Consider the following 21433-nt stretch of genomic DNA (forward strand, 5'->3'; position numbering starts at 1 on the left):
ACCTCATCGAGGAGGTATGCCGTGGCCACCACCACCCACTCCCCCGACCGGACGGACACCGGATCCGGCTCGCCGTCGCCGACCGCCGAGCAGCGGCCCGGGCACGGCCGGCCGGCGCTGCTCTTCCTGGCCCCGTTCCTCGCGCTCTACCTGCTCTTCATCATCGGCCCCGCGCTCTACGGGCTGGTGATGAGCTTCTTCCACACCAGCCTGGTCCGACCCGGGCTCGGCGACTTCGCCGGCCTGGACAACTACGCCGAGGCGCTGGGCAGTCCCGACTTCTGGTGGGCACTCTGGCACACCGCCTGGTTCACCCTGCTGACCACTCCGCCGCTGGTCCTGCTGGCGCTGGTCTTCGCGCTGCTGGCCGAGCGCGCCCGCCGGGGACGCTGGTTCTTCCGGCTGGCCTTCTTCCTGCCGTACGTGCTGCCCTCCGCCGTGGTGGCGTTGATCTGGCTGTGGATGTACACGCCGGAACTCGGCCTGTTCAGCCGGACCGTCGACGCGCTCGGCCTCACCGCGCCGAACTGGCTCGGCGACCCGTCCTGGGCGATGGTCTCGCTGGCGATCGCCACCGTCTGGTGGACGCTCGGCTTCAACTTCGTGCTCTACCTCGCCGGCCTCCAGGACGTACCCCGGGACCTCTACGAGGCGTCCGCGATCGACGGCGCCGGGCCGTGGCAGCAGATCCGCCGGATCACCCTGCCACTGCTGGCCCGCACCACCACGCTGGTGGTGGTACTCCAGGTGATCGCCTCGCTGAAGGTCTTCGACCAGATGTACCTGATGACCAGCGGCGGCCCGAACTTCAGCACCCGCTCGGCGCTCCAGTACATCTACGAGGTGGGCTTCACCGACTACCGGACCGGCTACGCCGCCGCCGCGTCCACCCTGTTCTTCCTGCTCGTACTGGCGGTCTCCACGGTCTGGCTGGTCATGACCCGCCGCCAGGAATCGGGGGTGTGAGGATGGCACTACTCGAATCGACCCGCGACACCGACCGGGACCGCCGCACCGAGGCCGGTAGCGCGGCGCTGGCACACTCGGTCGACCGACGACTCCGGCTCTTCAACCGCTGCTGCATCGGGATCCTGGTCGCGTTCGCGCTGCTCTGGCTCGTGCCGCTGGCCTGGGCGGTGGACACCTCGCTGAAGCCGAACGCGGAGACCACCGACCCGACCTGGTGGATCGAGAATCCGACGCTGGGCGCCTACCACACGGTGCTGACCCAGAGCGACATGCTCAGCTGGTATCTCTCCAGCTTCGTCACCTCGACGCTGGCCGCCGCCGGTACGGTACTCACCGCGAGCATGGCCGCGTACGCGCTGTCCCGGCTGCGGTTCCGCTACCGCCGGCTGGTCTACTGGTTCGTGCTCTGCGGCCTGCTCATCCCGAGTCAGGTGCTGATCGTGCCGCAGTTCCGGGAACTCGGCAGTGTGCATCTGCTGAACACCTGGTGGGCGGTGTTCCTGCCGCAGGTCCCGACCGCCATCGCGATCTTCATCTTCAAGCAGTTCTTCGACGGGATCCCCCGGGACCTCGACGAGGCCGCCCGGATGGACGGCGCCGGCTTCTTCCGGACGTACCGTCGGGTCGTCATGCCGCTCTCCCGGCCCGCGGTCTCCGCCGTGACGATCTTCACCTTCGTCTGGAGCTGGAACAACCTGCTCTGGCCGCTGCTCGCGGTCACCGACCCGGAGTTGATGACCATCCCGGTCGGTCTCGCCGCCATCCAGGGCACCTACGGCATCCGCTACGCCGACACGATGGCGTCGGCGGTCCTCGGCGCGCTGCCGCTGGTCCTGGTCTTCCTGCTCTTCCAGCGGCGGATCGTCGAGGGCATCGCCGGCACCGGGCTGAAAGGCTGACCCACCGCACCGAAGATCGACCGTTGGAGGTTTTGTGCACCAGGCCGCGTTGACCATCGATCCCGCCTTCCGGATCGCCGAGGTCGACCCGAGGATCTACGGCTCGTTCGTGGAACACCTCGGGCGCTGCGTCTACACCGGGATCTACGAGCCGGGACATCCGACCGCCGACGAGCACGGGTTCCGCCGGGACGTGGCGGAGCTGGTCCGCCAGCTCGGCGTGCCCGTACTGCGCTATCCGGGCGGCAACTTCGTCTCCGGGTACAACTGGGAGGACGGCATCGGCCCGCGCGAGTCCCGGCCCCGCCGGCTCGACCTGGCCTGGCGCTCCATCGAGACCAACGAGGTCGGTGTCGACGAGTTCGTCGGCTGGACCCGCCGGGTCGGCAGTGAGCCGATGATGGCGGTCAACCTCGGCACCCGGGGGGTGGACGCCGCCCGCACCCTGCTGGAATACACCAACCATCCGGGCGGGACGTACTGGTCCGACCTGCGGCGCAAGCACGGCAGCCCCGAGCCGTACGACATCAAGCTGTGGTGCCTCGGCAACGAGATGGACGGCCCGTGGCAGACCGGCTTCGCCACGGCCCGGGAGTACGGCCGGCTGGCCGCACAGACCGCGCAGGCGATGCGCCGGGTCGACCCCTCGATCGAACTCGTCGCCTGCGGCAGCTCCGGCAGCGGGATGCCGACCTTCGGCAGTTGGGAGGCGACCGTACTGGAGGAGACCTACGACCTGGTCGACTACGTCTCGGTGCACAGCTACTACCAGGAGCACGACGGCGACCGGGACAGCTTCCTGGCCAGCGCGGTCGACCTGGACCAGTTCATGGAGTCGGTGGTCGCCACCTGCGACCACGTCCGGGCGGTCGGCAAGCACCGCAAGCGGATCAACCTCTCGGTCGACGAGTGGAACGTCTGGTATCAGAGCCGGTTCGTCGGGGAGGAGAAGCTCGACTGGGCGGAGGCGCCCCGGCTGATCGAGGACGTCTACTCGGTGGTCGACGCGGTGGTCGTCGGCGATCTGCTGATCTCGCTGCTCCGGCAGGCCGACCGGGTCAAGATCGCTTGTCTGGCGCAGCTCGTCAACGTCATCGCGCCGATCCGCAGCGAACCGGGCGGGCCGGCCTGGGTGCAGCCGACGTACCACCCGTTCGCGCTCACCTCCCGGCACGGTCGCGGCACCGTGTTGCGGGTCGAGCCGACCGGGCCGTCGCACGACACCGCCCGGCACGGCGAGGTGCCGACGGTCACCGCGACCGCCGTCCGGGACGACGAGTCCGGCGCGGTCACCCTCTTCGCGGTCAACCGGGACCAGCGGGAACCGCTCGCCCTCGACGTCGACCTGCGGGCCTGCGCCGGGCTCGTCGCCGGGGAGCACGTCGTGCTGACCGACTCGGACCCGGAGGCGACGAACAGCGCGGAGGCGCCCGAGCGGGTGAGGCCGAGCCGGCTCGCCGACCTCAAGGTCGAGGGCGGACGGCTCAGCGTGGTCCTGCCGGCGCTCTCCTGGAACATGATCCGGCTGACCACCGCCGACGCCACCCAGAGCTGAAGACCAAACACCGTCCCTCGACGGCCGAGCCGGGGATACCTGCCAGGCGCACTGTAGAGCTGGGTGCACAGGCGGGGCACGGAGGACAAGGGTGCCCCGACTGCGCGTTGCCGAGCCTGCGCACAGCGCTGCGGGTCGACTCGGCCCGGCCGACTCGGGTCGCCCGGGCCGGGTCGGCCGCCCCAGCCCAGGCCGGGGCGCTCGGGAGACCGGGTGCACAGGCGGGGCAGCTCGACAGTCCCACGGGCAACAACCACCCCGCCCCCGGAAGGGCGGGTGCGCATGCGAGGCAGCTCGACAGTCCCTCGCGCGCAACCACCCCCGCCCCCGGGGCGAGCGGGGGGCGCAAGCGGGGCAGCTCGACAGTCTCTCGGGCAACCCACCCCGACCCGGGAGGTACCCGGAACCGACCGCCGCGCCACTTGGCAGCGTCAGCAGTGACTGGGGGTCAGCTACCCGGCTCGGCCGTGGCAGCGGCCATCCGCTCCCGCAGGCTGCGGGGACGCAGATCCGTCCAGTTCTCCTCCACGTACGCCAGGCAGGCGTCCCGGGACTGCGGGCCGTCCGCGCCGAACACCACCGTCCAGCCGGCCGGTACGTCCACGAAGGACGGCCAGAGCGAGTGCTGCCCCTCGTCGTTGACGAGCACGAGGTACTGCCCGTCCGGGTCCTCGAACGGATTGGTGGTCATGAGTCGATCCTCTCAGGACGTCCGGCGGTGACGCCGTCGGACTGGGTGGGCGAGGGTGGCGCCTGGTCGGCGGCGTCGGGCCCGAGCGCCGGGAACGCGCCGGATCCGAGCGCCGAGGGCGCGCCGGATCCGAGCGCCGAGAGTGGCAGTCCGGGCCGGGCGAGGGCCGAGGTGAGCAGCCCGAGCAGCTCGTCGGTGAGCCGGCGCGCGGTCGCCGGGTCGAAGAGCTCGACCGCATAGTCCAGCTCGCCGTGCACCGGGCCGTCGCCGAGCGGCTCGTAGAAGCTGACCGTCAGCTCGGCCCGGGTCGTGCCGGTCGGCACCGGCTCGAACCGCAGCGCCGCAGCACCGTCCGGACCGTCCAGCCCGGCCTCCTCGTGGTGCACCAGCAGCACCTGCGGCAGCGCCACGCCGGCCGGCAGGACGCGACGGACCGCGTCGAACGGGACGTCCTGGCGGTCGAAGGCGCTCAGGTCCGCCTCGCGGATCCGGCCGAGCAGTTCGGTGAAGGTCGGATCGCCGCCGGTGTCGGTACGCAGCACCAGCGGGTTGACGAAGCAGCCGACCAGGTCGCCGAGGGCCGCCTCGGTCCGACCGGCGACCAGGGTGCCGATCGGGACGTCCGGACCCGCGCCGATCCGGTGCATCAGCGCGGCCAGGGCGGCCTGGAATACCATGAACATGCTGGTTCCGGTCTGCCGGGCCAGCTCGTCGACGGCCCGGTGCGACGCCGCGTCGAGCACGAACTCGACCCGGCCGCCGCGCCCGGAGAGCGCCGTCGGTCGCGGCCGGTCGGTCGGCAGCGCCAGCCGATCGGGTACGCCGGACAGCGCTCCCCGCCACCATTCGAGTTGCCGGGCGTGCCGGCTGCCGGGGTCGGCCGGATCGCCGAGCAGGGTACCCGCCCAGCGGGCATAGTCCGGATAGCCGACCGGCAGCGGCGGCCACTCCGGCGCTCGACCGGCGACCCGGGCCGCGTACGCGGTGCCGAGGTCCCGGGCCAGCGGCACCACCGACCACTCGTCCACGCCGAGATAGTGCATGGTCAGCAGCAGTACCCGATCGCCACCCGGACCGGTCAGCAACCGGGCCCGCAGCGGCGGCTCCCGGGTCGGGTCCACCCCGTCGCCGACCAGCTCGGTGATCAGGTCGTCGAGCGGCACCCCGCTCTCCGGCAGCACCTCCAGCAGTGCGCGGTCGGCCACCGGCACCGGCACCGGCTCGCCGGCCGCGCCCGCCGTCAGCGCGGTACGCAGCGGCTCGTGCCGTCGCACCAGGTCGGCCAGCGCCGCCTCCAGTGCCGGTACGTCCAGCCGCGCCGCGTCGCCCGCCGCGTCGCCCGCTGCGTCAGCCGCCGCGTGCCCCGGTCCGCTGCCCGCGCGGACCACCAGGGCGAGGTCCCAGCCCGTCCGGCCGGACGCCTGCCGCTCGGCTCCCGCCCGGTGCAGGTCCCACCAGATCCGTTGCACCGGAGCCGCGACCGGCGTGGCCGTGCCCTCTGCCCGGCGCAGCGCCGGACGTTGCGCCACCGCCCCGGCGAGCCGGTCCGCCAGCCCGGCCACCGTCGGCGCCTCGAAGATGTCCCGGACCGCCAGGTCGACGCCGAGCGCCGCGCGGATCCGGCCGAGCAGCCGCATCGCCGCCATCGAGTGCCCGCCGAGGGCGAAGAAGTTGTCCGAGATCCCGACCCTCGGCAGCCGGAGTACCTCGGCGACCAGTTCGGCGACGGTCTGCTCTGCCGGGCTGACCGGCGCGTCGTCGCCGGTCAGCGCCGCCCAGTCCGGCGCCGGCAGGGCACGCCGGTCCAGTTTGCCGTTGGCGGTCAGCGGCAGCGGACCGTCGAGGACCAGTACGGCGGACGGCACCATGTAGTCGGGGAGCGCTTCGGCGGCGTGTGCGCGTACCTCGGCGGGGTCGAGCGGGCCGGCGGCCGGCACGACGTACCCGGCGAGGCGGGTCAGGTCGGCGTCGCGGTGCACCACCACCGCCGCCTGGCGTACCCCCGGGTGTCGGGCGAGTACCGCCTCGACCTCGCCCAGCTCGATCCGGAATCCCCGGATCTTCACCTGGTCGTCGACCCGGCCGAGGAAGTCCAGGATGCCGTCGGCCCGCCAGCGCGCCCGGTCACCGGTGCGGTACATCCTGGCCCCGGCCGGGCCGTACGGGTCGGCGACGAAGCGCTCGGACGTCAGCCCGGGACGGCCCAGGTAGCCCCGGGCCAGCCCTCGGCCGCCGACGTACAGCTCGCCGGCCACTCCGGGCGGTACCGGGCGGAGCCGCTCGTCCAGCACGTACGCCCGGGTGTTCGGGTCGGGCTGGCCGATCGGTACCGCGGCGGACCAGTCCGGCTCGGCCCGCCAGAGGGTGGAGTTGACCGTCGCCTCGGTCAGTCCGTACGCGGCGAAGAGCCGCAGTCGCCGTGCCCACCGCCCGATCACGTCCGGTGGCACCGTCTCGGTACCGACCAGCACGACCAGTCCGGCCGGCAGTTGGCAGTCCGGCGGCAGTGCGGAGACCAGGGACGGCGGCAGGATCGCGTGGCTGACCCGCTCCCGTTCCAGCAGGTCGACCAGGGGTCGGCCGGGCGCCCGGGTCTCGTCCGGGGCGATCACCAGCCGGCCACCGACCCCGAGCGCCATGGCCAGCTCGAAGACGAAGACGTCGAAGCCGGTCGAGGCGAACTGGAGTACCCGGGAGGAGTCGTCCACCCCCATCCGGTCGACGGCGGTCGCGACCAGGCTGCCGAGCCCCTCGTGCGACACCACCACGCCCTTGGGCCGGCCGGTGCTGCCCGAGGTGTAGATGACGTACGCGCAGTGGTCCAGTCCGGCCGGCACCACCGGCCCGGTCCCGGCCGGGTCGACGGGCGTCGCCGGTACCGGCTCCGGCTGGAGCGGCTCGACCAGCAGCCGGTGCACCCCGGGCAGCTCCGGCAGCCGCTCGGCGGCCTCCGGCGTCGTCACCACGATCCGTGCGCCGGAGTCCTCGACCATGTATCCCAGCCGCTCGGCCGGGTGGCCGAGGTCCAGCGGCAGGAACGCGGCGCCGAGCCGGAGCACCCCGAGCACCACCGCCACGGTCTCCGTCGAGCGGGGTACCGCCACTCCGACCACGGTCTCCGGGCCGACCCCGTACCCGGCGAGCAGTCGGGCCATCCGGGCCGCCTCGGCGTCCAGTTGGGCGTACGACAGGGTCCGCTGCCGGTCGACCACGGCGACCGCCTCCGGGGTCTGCGCCACCCGCCCGGCGAACATGGCCGGCAGGGTCTCCTCCGGCACGGTCCGGCCGGTGGCGTTGAAGTCGCGCAGCACCCGGTCCCGCTCGTCGCCGACGAAGACGTCGATCCGGCCCAGCGGCGCGTCGGGGTCGGCGACGACCGCCCGGGCCAGCCGGAGCAGCCGCTCGCCGAGCAGCGCCACCGTCTCCCGGTCGAACAGGTCGGTGCGGTACTTCAGCAGGCAGCTCAGCGCCCCGTCACCGACGCCGTCCCGCTCGTCGACGGGCCCGGCGCCGCCCGGCTCGCCGACGGCCTCGGCGAAGTCGAAGACCAGGTCGAACTTTGCCGCCGGGGTGTCGACCGGCTCGTCGGTGACGGTCAGTCCGGCGAGACCGCTCCACTCGGCGCTCCGGTTGCGGTGCACCACCATCACCTGGAAGAGCGGGTTCCGGGAGACCGAACGGGCCGGGTTGACCGCCTCGACCACGGCCTCGAACGGCACGTCCTGGGCGGAGAAGGCGGCCAGGTCGGTCTGGCGTACCCGGGCCAGCAGCTCGGTGAAGGTCGGCTCGCCGGAGAGATCGGTCCGGAGTACCAGGGTGTTGACGAAGAAGCCGACCAGGTCGTCGAGGGCGGCGTCGTCCCGCCCCGCGATCGGCGCGCCGAGCGGGATGTCGGTGCCGGCACCGAGCCGGTGCAGCAGGGCGGCGACCAGCGCGTGCGCCACCATGAAGAGGCTGGTGCCGGTGCCGGAGGCGAGCCGGCGCAGCCCCGCGCCGACCTCGGCGGGCAGCGGCACGGAGAGTTCGGCCCCGGCCGGGTCCGGGCGTCCCGAGCGGGCCCGGTCGGTGGGCAGCACCAGCTCCTCCGGCGCGCCGGCCAACGCGGTACGCCAGTGGTCGAGCTGCCGGGCGGCCAGGCTTCCCGGGTCCGCCGGGTCGCCGAGGAGCCGGCGCTGCCACAGGGTGTAGTCGGCGTACTGGACCGGCAGCGGTGCCCAGTCCGGCGCCCGTCCCGCCCGCCGGGCCGCGTACGCGGTGCCGAGGTCGCGCAGGAACGGCCCGTCCGACCACTCGTCGGTGGCGACGTGGTGCAACACCAGCACCAGGACGTGCTCGGGTGCCCCACCCGGGGAGGGGTCGACCGCGACGAGGGTGGCGCGCAGCGGCGGTTCGGTGGTCAGGTCGAAGGGGCGGCGTACCGCCTCCCGGACGATCCCGGCCACCTCGGCCGGAGTGGCGTCGACCGTCTCCAGCACCGGCCGGGCGTCGTCCGCCGGCAACACCCGCTGGTACGGCCGGCCGTCCCGTTCGCCGAGCAGGGTACGCAGCGTCTCGTGCCGGCCGGTCAGGTCGGCCAGCGCGGCACGCAGCGCCGCGACGTCGAGCGCCCCGCGCAGCCGTACCGCGATCGGGAAGTTGTAGGCCGCCGACTCCGGGGCGAGCTGCTGGATCATCCAGAGCCGCTGCTGCGCGAAGGAGAGCGGCAGCACGGCGGGGCGCTCGGCCGGGAGCAGCGGGATCCGGCCGGCGCCGGGCTCGGCGGCGTCGGTCCGGGCCGCGTCGTCGCGGGCCGCCGTGTCGATCCGGGCGGCCAGTTCGGCGACGGTCGGCGCCTCGAAGAGGTCCCGGATCGCCAGCTCGGCCCCGAGTACCACCCGGGCCCGGCTGACCAGCCGGATCGCCAGCAGGGAGTGGCCGCCGAGGTCGAAGAAGTTCTCTTCGACGCCGATCCGCGGCACCCCGAGCAGGTCGGCGAAGAGGTCCCGCAGCGCCTCCTCGGTGGGGGTGGCCGGCGGACGGGAGGCCGCACCGGCCCGGACCGTCGGAGCGGGCAACGCCGCCACGTCGAGCTTGCCGTTCACGGTCAGCGGCAGCCGGTCCAGCGGTACCAGCGCGGCCGGCACCATGTAGTCCGGCAGCCGCCGCTTCAGCTCCGCCCGGACGTCGGCCAGTACGGTGTCGTCGTCCGACTCCGCCCACGCGGCGGCCCGGACGAGATAGCCGGCGAGCCGGCGTACCCCGGGATCGGTGCCGGCGTCGACCACCACGGCGGCGTGCGCGACCAGCGGATGTTCGGCGAGCGCGCTCTCGACCTCGCCCAGCTCGATCCGGTACCCCCGGATCTTCACCTGGTCGTCGGTGCGCCCGAGGAAGTCCAGGTTCCCGTCCGGCCGGCGCCGGACCAGGTCACCGGTGCGGTACATCCGCTCCCCCGGCGCGCCGTACGGGTCGGCGACGAACCGCTGCGCGGTCAGTCCGAGCCGCCGGTGGTAGCCCCGGGCCAGCCCGATCCCGCCGATGTACAGCTCACCGGGGGCACCGGGCGGGACGAGCCGCAGGTACGCGTCGAGCACGTACGCCCGGGTGTTCCAGATCGCCCGCCCGACGGTCGGGGTGGCGCTCTCCCCGGTCCCGCCGCCCAGGGTGTTGATGGTGTACTCGGTCGGCCCGTAGAGGTTGTAGCCGGCGGTACCCTCGGTGTCCCGCAACCGGTTCCAGACCGCCTCGGAGACCGCCTCGCCGCCGAGCAGCACCAGCACCGGCCGGTGCCGCGCGATCCCCTCGGCCGGCTCGGACCGGTCGAGCAGCCCCTCCTCGATCAGGTGGTGGGCGTAGCTCGGGGTGACGTTGACGACGTCGATCCGGTGCCGGTCACAGTAGGCGACCAGTGCCTGGGCGTCCCGGCGCAGCTCCTCGTCGCAGACGTGCACCTCGTGCCCCTCGACCAGCCAGAGCAACTCCTCCCAGGACATGTCGAAGGCGAACGAGACGGTGTGCGCGATCCGCAGCCGCCGGCCACCGGCCGCCGCCACCGTCGGGTCGAAGATCGCCTCCCGGTGGTTGAGCTGCATGTTCGTCAATCCCCGGTACGGCGTCACCACCCCCTTCGGCCGCCCGGTGGAGCCGGAGGTGTAGATCAGGTACGCCGGGTGCTCCAGCCGGGCCGGATCGGTCCGGGCGAATCCGGCCGGGAGTTCGGCGTCGGTGAGCGCGGCACCGGAGAGTTCGGCCAGCTCGGCCAGTACCGCCGGGTCGTCCAGCGGCACCGTCGGGGTGTCGGTCGCCGGCAGCCCGGACCGGACCGGGGTGACGGTCAGCAGGCACATCGGTGCGGTGTCGGCGAGCACGAAGGCGAGTCGTTCGGCCGGATGGTCCAGCTCCAGCGGCAGGTACGCGGCTCCGCTGCGCAGTACCGCGAAGAGCGCGACCACCATCTCGATCGAGCGGGGCAGCGCCAGCGCGACCACCCGCTCGGGGCCGGCGCCCCGGGCGACCAGCAGCCGGGCCAGCCGGTTGACCCGGGCGTCGAACTCGGCGTACGTCAGGGTGCGGCCGGCGAAGACGAGCGCGACCTCGTCCGGGGTCCGGGCGGCCTGCTCGGCGAGCAGGTCGGCGACGGACTCGGTGCCGATCGGGTGCCGGGTGGCGGTCCACTCCTCGGCCAGTTCGGCCCGTTCCGCCCCGGTGAGCAGGTCGAGTCGGCCGAGCGGCAGCTCCGGCTCGGCGACCAGCCGGGCCAGCAGCGCGACGAACCGGTCCAGCAGGCTCCGGGCCACCGGGCCGGGTACGACGTCCGGGCGGTGGTCCAGGGCCACCCGGAGCCGCTGCGCCGGGGTGACCACCAGGGTCAGCGGATAGTGCGTGGCGTCCACCCCGTCGACGGCGGCGATTCCGTGCCGGTCCCGCAGCCGGGCCGACTCGCCCTCGTCGACGAAGTTCTGCAACACGTAGAGCGTGTCGAAGAGCCGGGCGTGCCCGCTGGCCCGCTGCACCGCGCCGAGCCCGAGGTGGTCGTGCGGCATCAGTTCGATCCGCTGCTCCCCCAGCCGACGCAGCAGGCGCAGTACCGGTTCGCCGGGTTCGGCGGTGACGCGTACCGGCACGGTGTTCAGGAAGAGTCCGATGACGTTCTCCACGTGCGGTACGTCCGCGTGCCGGCCGGCGACGGTCATCCCGAAGACCACGTCGGTGCGGCCGAGGTGACCGCCGAGGACCAGTCCCCAGGCGGCGGTGAGCACGGTGTTCAGGGTCAGCCCGTGCCGGCGGGCCAGCCCGCGCAGCCGGTCGCCGAGCGCGGTCGGCAGTTCGGCCCGGACCCGGTCCGGGACGACCGGGGTCAGGCTCGCCTCCGGGGCGACCAGGGTCGGCTCGGCGAGCCCGGTGAGCGCGTCCCGCCAGGCTTGAGCGGCCAGCTCGGTGTCCTGGCCGGCCAGCCATTCCAGGTGGTCGCGGTAGGTGCCGGCCGGCGGCAGGTCCCGGTCGTCGCCGTCGCGCTCGTAGAGGGTGAAGAGCTGTTCGACGAAGAGTTCCTCGGACCAGCCGTCCCAGAGCACCAGGTGGTGGCTGACGACCAGCCGGTCCCGGTCGTCGCCGAGCCGGAGCAGCAGCAGCCGGCACAGCGGCGGCCGGGTCAGGTCGAAGCGGGTACGCCGGTCCTCGGCCATCAGCTCGGCCATCCGGGCCCGCTGGGTCTGCGGGTCGAGGTCGGTCAGGTCCACCTCGGTCACCGGCAGTTCGGGGGCCACCGCGACGAACTGCACCGGCTGGCTCAGCCCGACGCTCGCGAACCCGGCCCGCATCCCGGGGTTGCGGGCCAGCAGCGCGGCGCCGGCCCGGCGCAACCGGTCCAGGTCCAGCCGGTACCCGAGGTCGAAGGCGTCCTGTGCGGTGTAGACGTCCAGCGCCGAGGTGTCGTAACTGGCGTGGAAGTAGAGGCCCTCCTGCAACGGCGAGAGCGGCCAGATCTCCGCCACCGGTACCGGGCTGCTCCGGACGACCCGGTCGATCTCGTCGGGGCCGAGCGACAGCCCGGCCGCGATCACGGGCCGCTGCTGCGTCGGGTCCGGACGAGTGCCGGCGGGCGGCTGGGCCACGGTGCTGGCGGCCGGCTGGGCCACGGCGTCGGTGAGGGTGCGCAGCGCGTCGAGCCACTCGGCGGCCAACGCGGTCACCTCGGGTTCGTCGAGCACGCCGTCCGGCCAGGTCCAGGTCGCGGTCAGCACCGGCCCGGCCGGGGTCTCGGTGGCGACCGCGTCGACCTGGAGCAGGTGGGACAGGCCCAGCCCGCCGTTGACCACGGCGATCGCGTCGGACTCGGCGGCCGGCGTCCAGGGCAGGTCGGTGCCGCCGGGGAACCGGCCGTAGTAGTGGAAGAGCAGCTGGGCCGAGGAGAGGCCGGCCAGGATCGGCGCCGCCTGCGCGTTCAGGTACCGCAGCAGCCCGTGGCCGAGTCCGCCGTCCGGTACGGCCCGGATCCGCTCGCCGACCGTACGCAGCAGCTCGACCGGGTCGGTGCCGGCCGGCAGGCGTACCGGCTGGACGCTGGTGAGCCAGCCGACCGTGCGGGAGAGGTCGAGGTCCGGCTCGATCTCCTCCCGGCCGTGCCGTTCGAGGTCGACCAGCAGGTCGGCTCCGCCGTCACGGCCGTGACGGTGCTGCCACCGGGTCACCGCGAGCCGCAGCGCCGCGAGCAGTACGCCGGTGACCTCGCCGCCGACCGCCGCCGGTACGGCGGTGAGCAGCGGCAGCGTCTGCGCCGGGTCGAGGCGTACGACGTGCTGGCGGGCCGGTCCCGCCGTCGGCCGGGGCTGTCCCGGCAGCAGTTCCGCGCCCGGGGCGAGCGTCTCGACCCAGTGCGGCAGTTCGGCCAGCCGCTCGGGGCGGCCCGCGTGCTCGCCGAGCACCCGGGCGTAGCGCCGCAGCGAGGTGCCGACCGGGGCGAGCCGGGGCGGCTGCCCGGCCCGGACCGAGGCCCAGGCGGCGGCGAGGTCCGCCAGGAGGATCCGCCAGGAGACGCCGTCGACCACCAGGTGGTGGGCGGCCAGCAGCAGCCGGCCGGGCCGGTCGCCGGAGTCGAACCAGACCGCCTGGAGCATGCTCCCCTCGTCCGGGGCGAGCCGGTCGGTGGCGGCGGCGGACTCGGCGGCCAGCACGGCGCGCAGCCCGGCCTCGTCCAGCCCGGCGACGTCGACCCGGCGTACCAGGTCGGCCGCCCGGACGTTGCCGACCGGAGTCGTCTGGAGCGACCAGAGCACCGAGGCGATCCGGCGCAGCCGCAACCGCAGGCCGGCGTGCCGGTCCAGCACCGCCTGGAGTACGGCGGCCAGCGATCCGAGGTCCAGTTCGGCCGGTACCACCAGCAGGGTGCTCAGGGTGAACCGGTCGATCGGCAGGCCGGTCTCCCGGAGCCAGTGCACGATCGGCAGCAGCGGTACCTCACCCAACTCGTCCGGGTCCACATCGGTTCCGGCGGTGGCGGCGGCCGGAGCCGGGACCGTCGCCGTCGGGGTGTCGGCCGGGGCGAGGGCGGCGTCGCCACCGCCCGCCTCGGCCAGCGCCCGTGGGGTCCGGTGCCGGAAGACGTCGCGCGGAGCGACCGCCAGCCCGTGCCGGCGGGCCCGGCTGGAGACCGCGATGGAGAGGATGCTGTCACCGCCGAGGGCGAAGAAGTCCCCGTCGGCGCCGACCTCGGGCAGGCCGAGCACCTCGGCGAAGACCTCCCGGAGCAGCCGTTCGGCCGTACCGCCGCCGGCCGGCGTTGCCGAGACATCCACAAGGGACGCGCCGACCGGCGCCGGTGCGGTGGCGGGGGCCGGCGGGCCGGTGTCCTGCGGTGCGGGCAGGGCGGCCCGGTCGAGCTTGCCGCTGGGGGTCAGCGGCAGCGTGTCGAGCAGCACGAACCGGCCCGGCACCATCGACTCGGGCAGCCCGGCCCGGGCCGCCGCGCGGACCGTCTCGACGTCGAGCCGGCGCCCGGCGACCGGCACCAGGTAGCCGACCAGACCGGTCCGGCCCCGACCGTCGACCCGGGCGGCGGCGACCGCCTGCGCCACCCCCGGCGCGGCCCGGAGCACCGTCTCCACCTCGCCGAGGTCGACCCGGTGCCCCCGGATCTTGACCTGGTCGTCACTCCGGCCGACGTATTCGAGTACGCCGTCGGTACGCCACCGCACCAGGTCACCGGTGCGGTACATCCGCTGCCCCGCCGGCCCGTACGGGTCGGCGACGAAACGCTGGGCGGTCAGCCCGTACCGGGCGTGGTAGCCGTACCCGAGCTGCGTTCCGGCGACGTACAGCTCGCCGGGTACGCCGGCCGGCACCGGCCGGAGGCAGTCGTCGAGCACGTACAGCCGGGTGTTGGCCACCGGGCGGCCGATCGGCACCGTCCGCTCCGCGCCGCCGTCATTGGCCCACCAGGTGACCTGCACCGCCGTCTCGGTAGGCCCGTAGAAGTTGTCCAGCGCCGTGCCGGTGAGCGCCTGCCAGCGGCGGGCCAGCTCCGGGGCGAGTGCCTCGCCGCCGCAGGAGACCCAGCGCAGGCTGGCCGCCCAGCCGGGATCGGCGGTCAGCTCGTCGGCGAGCAGGAACGCCTCGACCAGCGAGGGTACGAAGGTGACCGCGGTGACCCGGTGCCGGCGGACCAGCCCGGCCAGCCGGCTCGGGTCACCGGCCTCGTCCTCGCCGGGCAGCACCACGGCGGCACCGGCCGAGAGCGGCCAGAAGATCTCCCAGACCGAGGTGTCGAAGCCGGCCGGGGCGAGTTGCAGCATCCGGTCGTCGGTGCCGAGCCCGAACCGCCGCTGTGACCAGGCGAGCTGGCTGACGATCGCCCGGTGGCCGACGAGTACTCCCTTGGGGCGGCCCGTCGAACCCGACGTGTAGATCAGGTACGCCGGTGCCTCCGGGTCGCCGCCGTCGCCGGCCGGGACGACCACGTTGGACGGTCCCTCCGGTTCCACCGTCGCGGAGACCAGCAGCTGCGGCACGTCGGCCGGCCGGGGCAGCCGGGCCAGCACCCTCACAGTGGATACGACGGCCCGGGCGCCGGAGTCGGCGAGGACCACGGAGAGCCGTTCCCGGGGATGCGTCACGTCCAGCGGCAGGTACGCGGCACCCGCCTTCAGCACGCCGAGCAGCGCCACCACCAGCTCGGCCGACCGGGGTACCGCCACCGCGACGATGTCGCCGGCCCGGATGCCCCGGGCGACCAGCCGCCGGGCCAGCGCGTCGGCCCGACGGTCCAGCTCGGCGTAGTCGATCCGCCGTTCGCCGTCGATCAGCGCCACCGCGTCCGGTCTCCGGTGCGCCTGCGCGGCGACCAGGCTGTGCAGGGTCTCCGGCGGCACCGGGAGGACCGGGCCGGCGAGCCGGGTCAGCGCGGTGTCGCGGTCGGCCGGCGGCAGCAGGTCGATCCGCCCGACCGGTCGGTCCGGCTCGGCGACGAACGCGCCGAGCACCTCGGCCAGCCCGGTACGGAGCTGGCGTACGGTAGCGGCGTCGATCCGGTCCGGGTCGTACTCCACGGTCAACTCCGGCGACCCGCCGGCCGACGAGACCAGCAGGGTGACCGGATAGTGGGTCGCCTCCCGGAACTCGACCCCGGCCAACTCCAGCCCGACGGGGTGGCGCGGGATCGCGTCGACCGGATAGTTCTCCAGCACCACCAGGGTGTCGAAGAGTTCGCCGCCGCCGGCCAGCCGCTGGATCGCCGGCAGCCCGAGGTGCTGCGCGTCGAGGAGTTCGGCCTGCTCCCGCTGGAGCCGGCCGGCCAGCTCGGCCAGCGGTTCCGCCGGAGTCCAGCGCAGCCGCACCGGCAGGGTGTTGATGAAGAGTCCGACCATCGCCTCGACGCCGTCGAGTTCGGCCGGCCGGCCGGAGACGGTACTGCCGAAGACGACGTCGCGCCGGCCGAGGCGCCGGCCGAGCAGCACCGCCCAGGCGGCGTGCAGCACACTGCCCAGGGTCAGCCCGGCCACCCGGAGCCGTCCGGCGAGCGCGCCGGCCACCTCCGGCGGCAGCGCCACCCGGACCCGTTCCGGGTGGAACATCCCGTCGAAGCCCTCGTCGGCCTCGGCAGCGAGCCGGGTCGGACCGTCCAGTCCGGAGAGTGCGGCCCGCCAGGCGTGCTCGGCCGCCACCCGGTCCCGACCGGCCAGCCACTCCAGGTACCGGCGGTACGGGGTGACCGGGGTCAGCCGCTCCGGCTCGCCACCGGGTGCGTACCGGGCGAGCAGGTCCCGCAGGGTCACCCCGGCCGACCAGCCGTCGGTGACGATGTGGTGGTGGGTGAGCAGCAGGCTGTGCCGCTGTTCCGTCCACCGGACCAGTACGCAGCGCAGCAGCGGCGGGCGGGTCAGGTCGAACGGGGCGGCCCGCTCTGCCTCGGCCAGCGCCTCGAACTCGGCCGCCCGCTCCGGTTCGGGGTACCCGGTCAGGTCGACCTCGCGCCACGGCAGCGCGACGCCCTCCGCGACGAGCTGCACCGGCCGTCCGTCGGCGAGCTGCGGGAACGCGGCCCGCAGCGGGGCGTGCCGGTCGAGCACGTCCTGCCCGGCCCGGCGCAGCGCGGTGGCGTCCAGCGGTCCGCGCAGCTCGATCACCTGCTGCACCCGGTACGGGTCCCGCTCCGGGCCGGCGGCGACCGCGTGGAAGTAGAAGCCCTCCTGCAACGGAGTCAGCGGCAGCACGTCGGCGACCGCCGGTACGGCGGCGGCGAGGGCGTCCACCTCCTCCTGCCGCAGGGTCAACAGCGGGAAGTCGGACGGGCTCGGCCCGCCGGCTCCCGGCCGGGCGGCGTGCCGGACCAGCGCCTCCAGCGCGGCGAACCAGCCCTGCGCCAGCTCGGCAACGTCCTCTTCGGACAGCAGTGCCGCCGGCCAGGCCCAGGTCACGCCGAGCCCGGGCCCGTCCGGCCGATCCTCGGTGAAGGCGTTCACCTCCAGCGTGTACGGCGCCACCGGCATGGCCGCGTCGAAGCCACCGGCGAGCAGGCCGAGCCCGGGCAGCGCGATCCAGCAGCCGTCCGGCGACGACTCCACGCCGAACCGGCCGAGGTAGTTGAAGCTGATCTGCGGTTGCGGCAGCCCGGCGAGTACGGCGGCGGTCTCGGGGTTGAGGTGCCGCAGCAGCCCGTACCCGAGGCCGTGGTCGGGGATGGCCCGCAATCCCTCCTTGATCCGCTTCAGGGCCCGGCCGGCGTCGTCGCCGCCGGCCAGCGCCTCGTCGAGGTCGATCGGTCCGGTGTCGAGCCGGACCGGGAAGATGCTGGTGAACCAGCCGAGGGTGCGGGACAGGTCGACGCCGTCGGCGAGCTGCTCCTCCCGGCCGTGCCCCTCCAGCGCCACCAGCGCCGGTCCGGGTGCACCGGTCCCCCGGCGTCGGCGCCAGTCGGCGAGCGCCAGGGCGAGCGCGGTGAGGAGTACGTCGTTGACCCCGGCGGAGAAGGCCGCCGGAATGCTGGTGAGCAGCGGTGCGGTCTGTTCGGCGGGCAGCCGCAGGGTGAGCCGGCGGACGCTGGCGAGGTCGCCGACCGGGTCCAGCGGGCGGTCGGCCAGCGCCGGGTCGTCGCCACGGAGCAGCTCCGTCCAGAGTGGAAGCTCGGCGGTCCGCCGTGCCGACTCGGCGTCGGCGTGCACCAGTTCGGCCCAGCGGCGCAGCGGGGTGCCGACCGGCTCCAGCCGGGGCGGCCGGTCGGCCAGCACGTCGGTCCAGGCGGCGGCGAGGTCGGGCAGCAGGATCCGCCAGGAGACGCCGTCGACCACCGCGTGGTGCACCACCACGACCAGCCGGCCGGCCCGGTCCGGGCCGGCGTCCAGCCAGACCGCCTGCACCATCACGCCGGCCTGCGGGTCCAGCCGTGCGCCCGCCTCGTCGGCGGCAATGGTGATCCGGTCCCGCAGCGCCTCGTCGGTCAGCCCGGCGACGTCGACCCGGTGCAGCCGGTCCGCCGCCGGCACCGTGCCGGGCGCCGGCACCACCAGCCGACCCGGACGCTCCGGGGTGGCCCGCACCAGCCGGGACCGGAGTACGTCGTGCCGGTCCAGCACCGCCTGGAGCGCGGCGGCCAGCCGCTCGACGGTCGCCCCGGCCGGTACCCGGACCGCCAGCCACTGTGCGAACGCGTCGACCGGCCCGCCGCACTCGTCCAGCCAGCGCATGATCGGGGTGAGCGGGAACTCGCCGACCCCGGCCTCGGGGTCGTCCTCGACCTCCCGGGAGAGCGACTCCACCACCGGTGCCAGCTCGGCGACGGTACGGCGCTGGAAGACCTGGCGCGGCGTCACCACCAGCCCCGCCTGGCGGGCCCGGATCACGAGCTGGATCGAGACGATGCTGTCCCCGCCGAGGGCGAAGAAGTCGTCCTCCACCCCCACCTCCGGCAACCCGAGCACCTCGGCGTAGAGGGCGCAGAGCACCTCCTCGCGGGCGTCCCGGGGCCGGGCCCCGGTGCTCGCCGCCGCGAAGTCCGGCGCCGGCAGGGCTGCCCGGTCCAGCTTGCCGCTGGGCAGCACCGGCAGCTCGTGCAGCGGGACGAAGGCGGCCGGCACCATGTGGTCGGGCAGCCAACTGCGGGCGTACGTGCGCAGCTCGGCGAGGAGCGCCGTGACGTCCCGGAACGGCGCCGGCCGGTTGGCATACCGCTGTGGCGGGGCCGGCTCCGCCGGCAGCACGGGCCGGTACGCCGGTCCGGCGGATGGCGCGTCCGGGCGGGTGAAGAGCAGGTCGAGGCGGCCCTCGTCACCGGTACCGGACCAGGTGACCTCGACCCGGTAGCCGTGCCGTCGCGCCAGCTCGTAGACCGCCTCGGGGTCGACGGTCGACCCGGTCCCGCCGGCCGGCCCGGTCTCACCGGTCAGCTCCCGGTACGCCGCGAGGTCGGTGTCCAGCCGGGCGTTCGGCACCGCAGTCACCCGCAGTACGGCCGGGCGCGCCGAGTCGAGCCGCTCGGCCAGCCCGATCAGCCCGCCGGGGATGTCGTCCCAGGACAGCTCGACGGAACCGTCCACCGTGGACTGCTTTGCGCTGGCGGCGGTGCGCAGCACGACGTCGTACCGGTAGCGGGTGAGTTCGTTGTGCGCGCGGCCGCGCCTGACCCAGAGGTCCGCGCGGGCGATCGCCGGCACCTGCCGGGCCAGCGCCGGGAAGAGGTCGGGGTCGAGCAGCAGCTCGCCCTCCCAGCGCAGGGCCTGCTCGACGGCGGTGAGCGCGGCCCGCCGGCCGTCGGGGTCCGGCCGGCGGCGGCCCGCCTCGATGGCCGCGCGCAGGGTGCGGTGCAGCCGCAGGTTGCGCACGTCGCCGACGAAGACGTTGCCGCCGGGGGCGAGCAGCGCGACGGCCCGGCGGAGCACGTCGACCAGGTAGTCGACGCTCGGGAAATACTGCACCACGGAGTTCAGCACGACGGTGTCGAAGAAGCCGGTCGGCAGCCCGTCGGTGACGTCGGCCGGCTGGGCGCGCAGCTCGACCCGACCGGCCAGCGCCGGCACCGCCGCCACCTGGTCGCGCAGCGCCTCGATCGCCGCCGGGGAGAGGTCGGTGCCACAGTACGACTCCACCTCCGGCGCCACCTTCGCCAGCAACAGCCCGCTGCCGACACCGATCTCCAGCACCCGGCGCGGGCGCAGCGCGAGGATCCGTTCCACCGTCCGGTCCCGCCACTGGCGCATCTCGGGCAGCGGGATCGGCAACCCGTCGTAGCTGCTGTTCCAGCCGGTGAAGTTCTCCCCGAACCGCTCTACCCGGCCGGCGGTGTAGAGCAGCTCGTGCAGCCGCTGCCAGTCGTCCACCCGGGCCGACTCGACCTCGGCGTCCGCCGGCCGGTCCAGCGCCGGTACGACGTACGCGGCGAGCCGCTGCTGACCGTCGCGCCCCGGCCGGGCCAGTACGGCGACCTGGCCGACCGCCGGATGCTGGGCGAGTACCGACTCGATCTCGCCCGGCTCGATCCGGTAGCCGCGGATCTTCACCTGGTCGTCGGCGCGGCCGAGGAACTCCAGCCGCCCGTCCGGCAGCCAGCGCACCAGGTCACCGGTGCGGTAGAGCCGCCCGCCGGCCGGCCCGTACGGGTCGGCGACGAAGCGTTGCGCGGTCAGCCCCGGCTGGCCGAGATAGCCCCGGGCCAGCCCGGTGCCGCCGAGGTAGAGCTCGCCGGTGGCGCCGACCGGCACCGGCTGGAGGGCGGCGTCCAGCACGTAGCAGCGGGTGCCGGGGTCGGGGCGGCCGATCGGCACCACGCCGCCGGGCGGGGTGGCCGGGTCGCACTCCCCCAGTGTCGAGTTGACCGTCGCCTCGGTCGGCCCGTACGCGTTGAACATCGGCCGGTCCCGCGCCCACCGGGCGACCAGTTCCGGCGAGACCCGCTCGGTACCGGCCAGCAGGGTCGCCCCGGCCGGCAGGGTCAGTTCCCGGGGCATCGCGGCGAGCAGCGCGGGCGGCAGGATCATGAACGTCACGCCGTGCCGGTGGGCGTACTCGGTCAGCGCCGGTCCGGGCACCCGGCGCTCGGCCGGTACCACCACCAGCCGGCCGCCGGAGAGCAGCCCGAGGCAGAGGTCCCAGAACGCCACGTCGAAGCTGGGCGAGGCGAACTGGAGTACCCGACTCTGCGGCCCGACGCCGAGCCGGGCGCTCTGGGTGGCGACGAGTTTGGCCACCCCGGCGTGCGAGACGACGACCCCCTTGGGCCGGCCGGTCGACCCGGAGGTGTAGATGACGTAGGCGGCGTTCTCCGGGGCCAGCGCCGGCATCGCCTCGGTCGGGCCGACGTCGACCTGATCGGTCCCGGTCAGCTCGTCGAGCAGCAGCCTCGGCAGTCCCGGGGTCTCCGGCAGCTCGCCGACCAGCTCGGTCGTACTGACCAGGCAGACCGGCCGGGCGTCGGCGAGCATGAAGCCGATCCGCTCGGCCGGGTAGTCCTGGTCCACCGGCAGGTAGGCGCCGCCGGCCTTGAGCACCGCCACCTCGGCCACGATCATGTCCACCGAGCGGGGCAGGCAGAGCGCGACCACCCGCTCCGGCCCGACTCCCCGGGCCCGCAGCGCCCGGGCCAGCCGGTCGGCCCGGGCGTCGAGTTCGGCGTACGTCAGCTCGACGTCCTCGCAGACCACCGCGACCGCGTCGGGTGCCCGGCGTACCTGGCCGGCGAAGAGTTCCGGCCAGGTCGCCGGGGGTGCCGGCCGGACCGTGGCGTTCCACTCGACGAGAATCCGGTGCCGTTCCGGCGCCGTCGGGCCCACCGTCGTCGGCCCGGCCTCGGCACGGTTCAGGTCACTTGTGGGCACGACGAGGTACCGCCTCTCGCGAGCGGGTGGGAACGGTCCG

5 protein-coding genes are annotated in these 21433 nt (G+C 74.5%); 3 read left to right on the forward strand and 2 right to left on the reverse strand.

Annotation, left to right across the window (positions count from 1 at the left end; all coding sequences use genetic code 11):
• Positions 1 to 21 precede the first annotated feature (21 nt).
• Genes C6361_RS05030 through C6361_RS05040 form a run of 3 tightly spaced genes read left to right on the forward strand, consistent with a single transcriptional unit; the run spans position 22 to position 3423 of the window.
• A complete protein-coding gene (locus tag C6361_RS05030) occupies positions 22 to 966 on the forward strand; it encodes a carbohydrate ABC transporter permease (protein WP_234359329.1) in 945 nt (314 codons plus the stop codon).
• Between the two features lie 2 nt (positions 967 to 968).
• The gene (locus C6361_RS05035; RefSeq protein ID WP_107256012.1) at positions 969 to 1868 is read left to right on the forward strand and encodes a carbohydrate ABC transporter permease; all 900 of its coding nucleotides are present in this window, start codon (positions 969 to 971) and stop codon (positions 1866 to 1868) included.
• Between the two features lie 34 nt (positions 1869 to 1902).
• Entirely contained in the window at positions 1903 to 3423 is a 1521-nt protein-coding gene (locus C6361_RS05040; RefSeq protein WP_107266923.1) for an alpha-N-arabinofuranosidase, read from the forward strand.
• A gap of 448 nt (positions 3424 to 3871) precedes the next feature.
• Here the strand turns inward: C6361_RS05040 and C6361_RS05045 are convergent, their stop codons facing one another.
• Positions 3872 to 4114: an MbtH family protein gene (locus C6361_RS05045; RefSeq protein ID WP_107266924.1), complete on the reverse strand. Its 243-nt coding sequence runs from the start codon at positions 4112 to 4114 to the stop codon at positions 3872 to 3874.
• Positions 4111 to 21393, reverse strand: a complete 17283-nt coding sequence (locus tag C6361_RS05050) for a non-ribosomal peptide synthetase (RefSeq protein ID WP_107266925.1) — start codon at positions 21391 to 21393, stop codon at positions 4111 to 4113. Before C6361_RS05050 ends, C6361_RS05045 begins: the two co-directional genes overlap by 4 nt.
• Positions 21394 to 21433 lie beyond the last annotated feature (40 nt).

The organism is Plantactinospora sp. BC1 (genome assembly GCF_003030345.1).
In the GTDB taxonomy this organism is placed as follows: domain Bacteria; phylum Actinomycetota; class Actinomycetes; order Mycobacteriales; family Micromonosporaceae; genus Plantactinospora.

Bases quoted from the DNA above. Each gene is read 5' to 3' on its own strand.
- C6361_RS05035 (WP_107256012.1), top strand. From the start codon at position 969: ATGGCACTACTCGAATCGACCCGCGACACCGACCGGGACCGCCGCACC.
- C6361_RS05045 (WP_107266924.1), bottom strand. From the start codon at position 4,114: ATGACCACCAATCCGTTCGAGGACCCGGACGGGCAGTACCTCGTGCTC.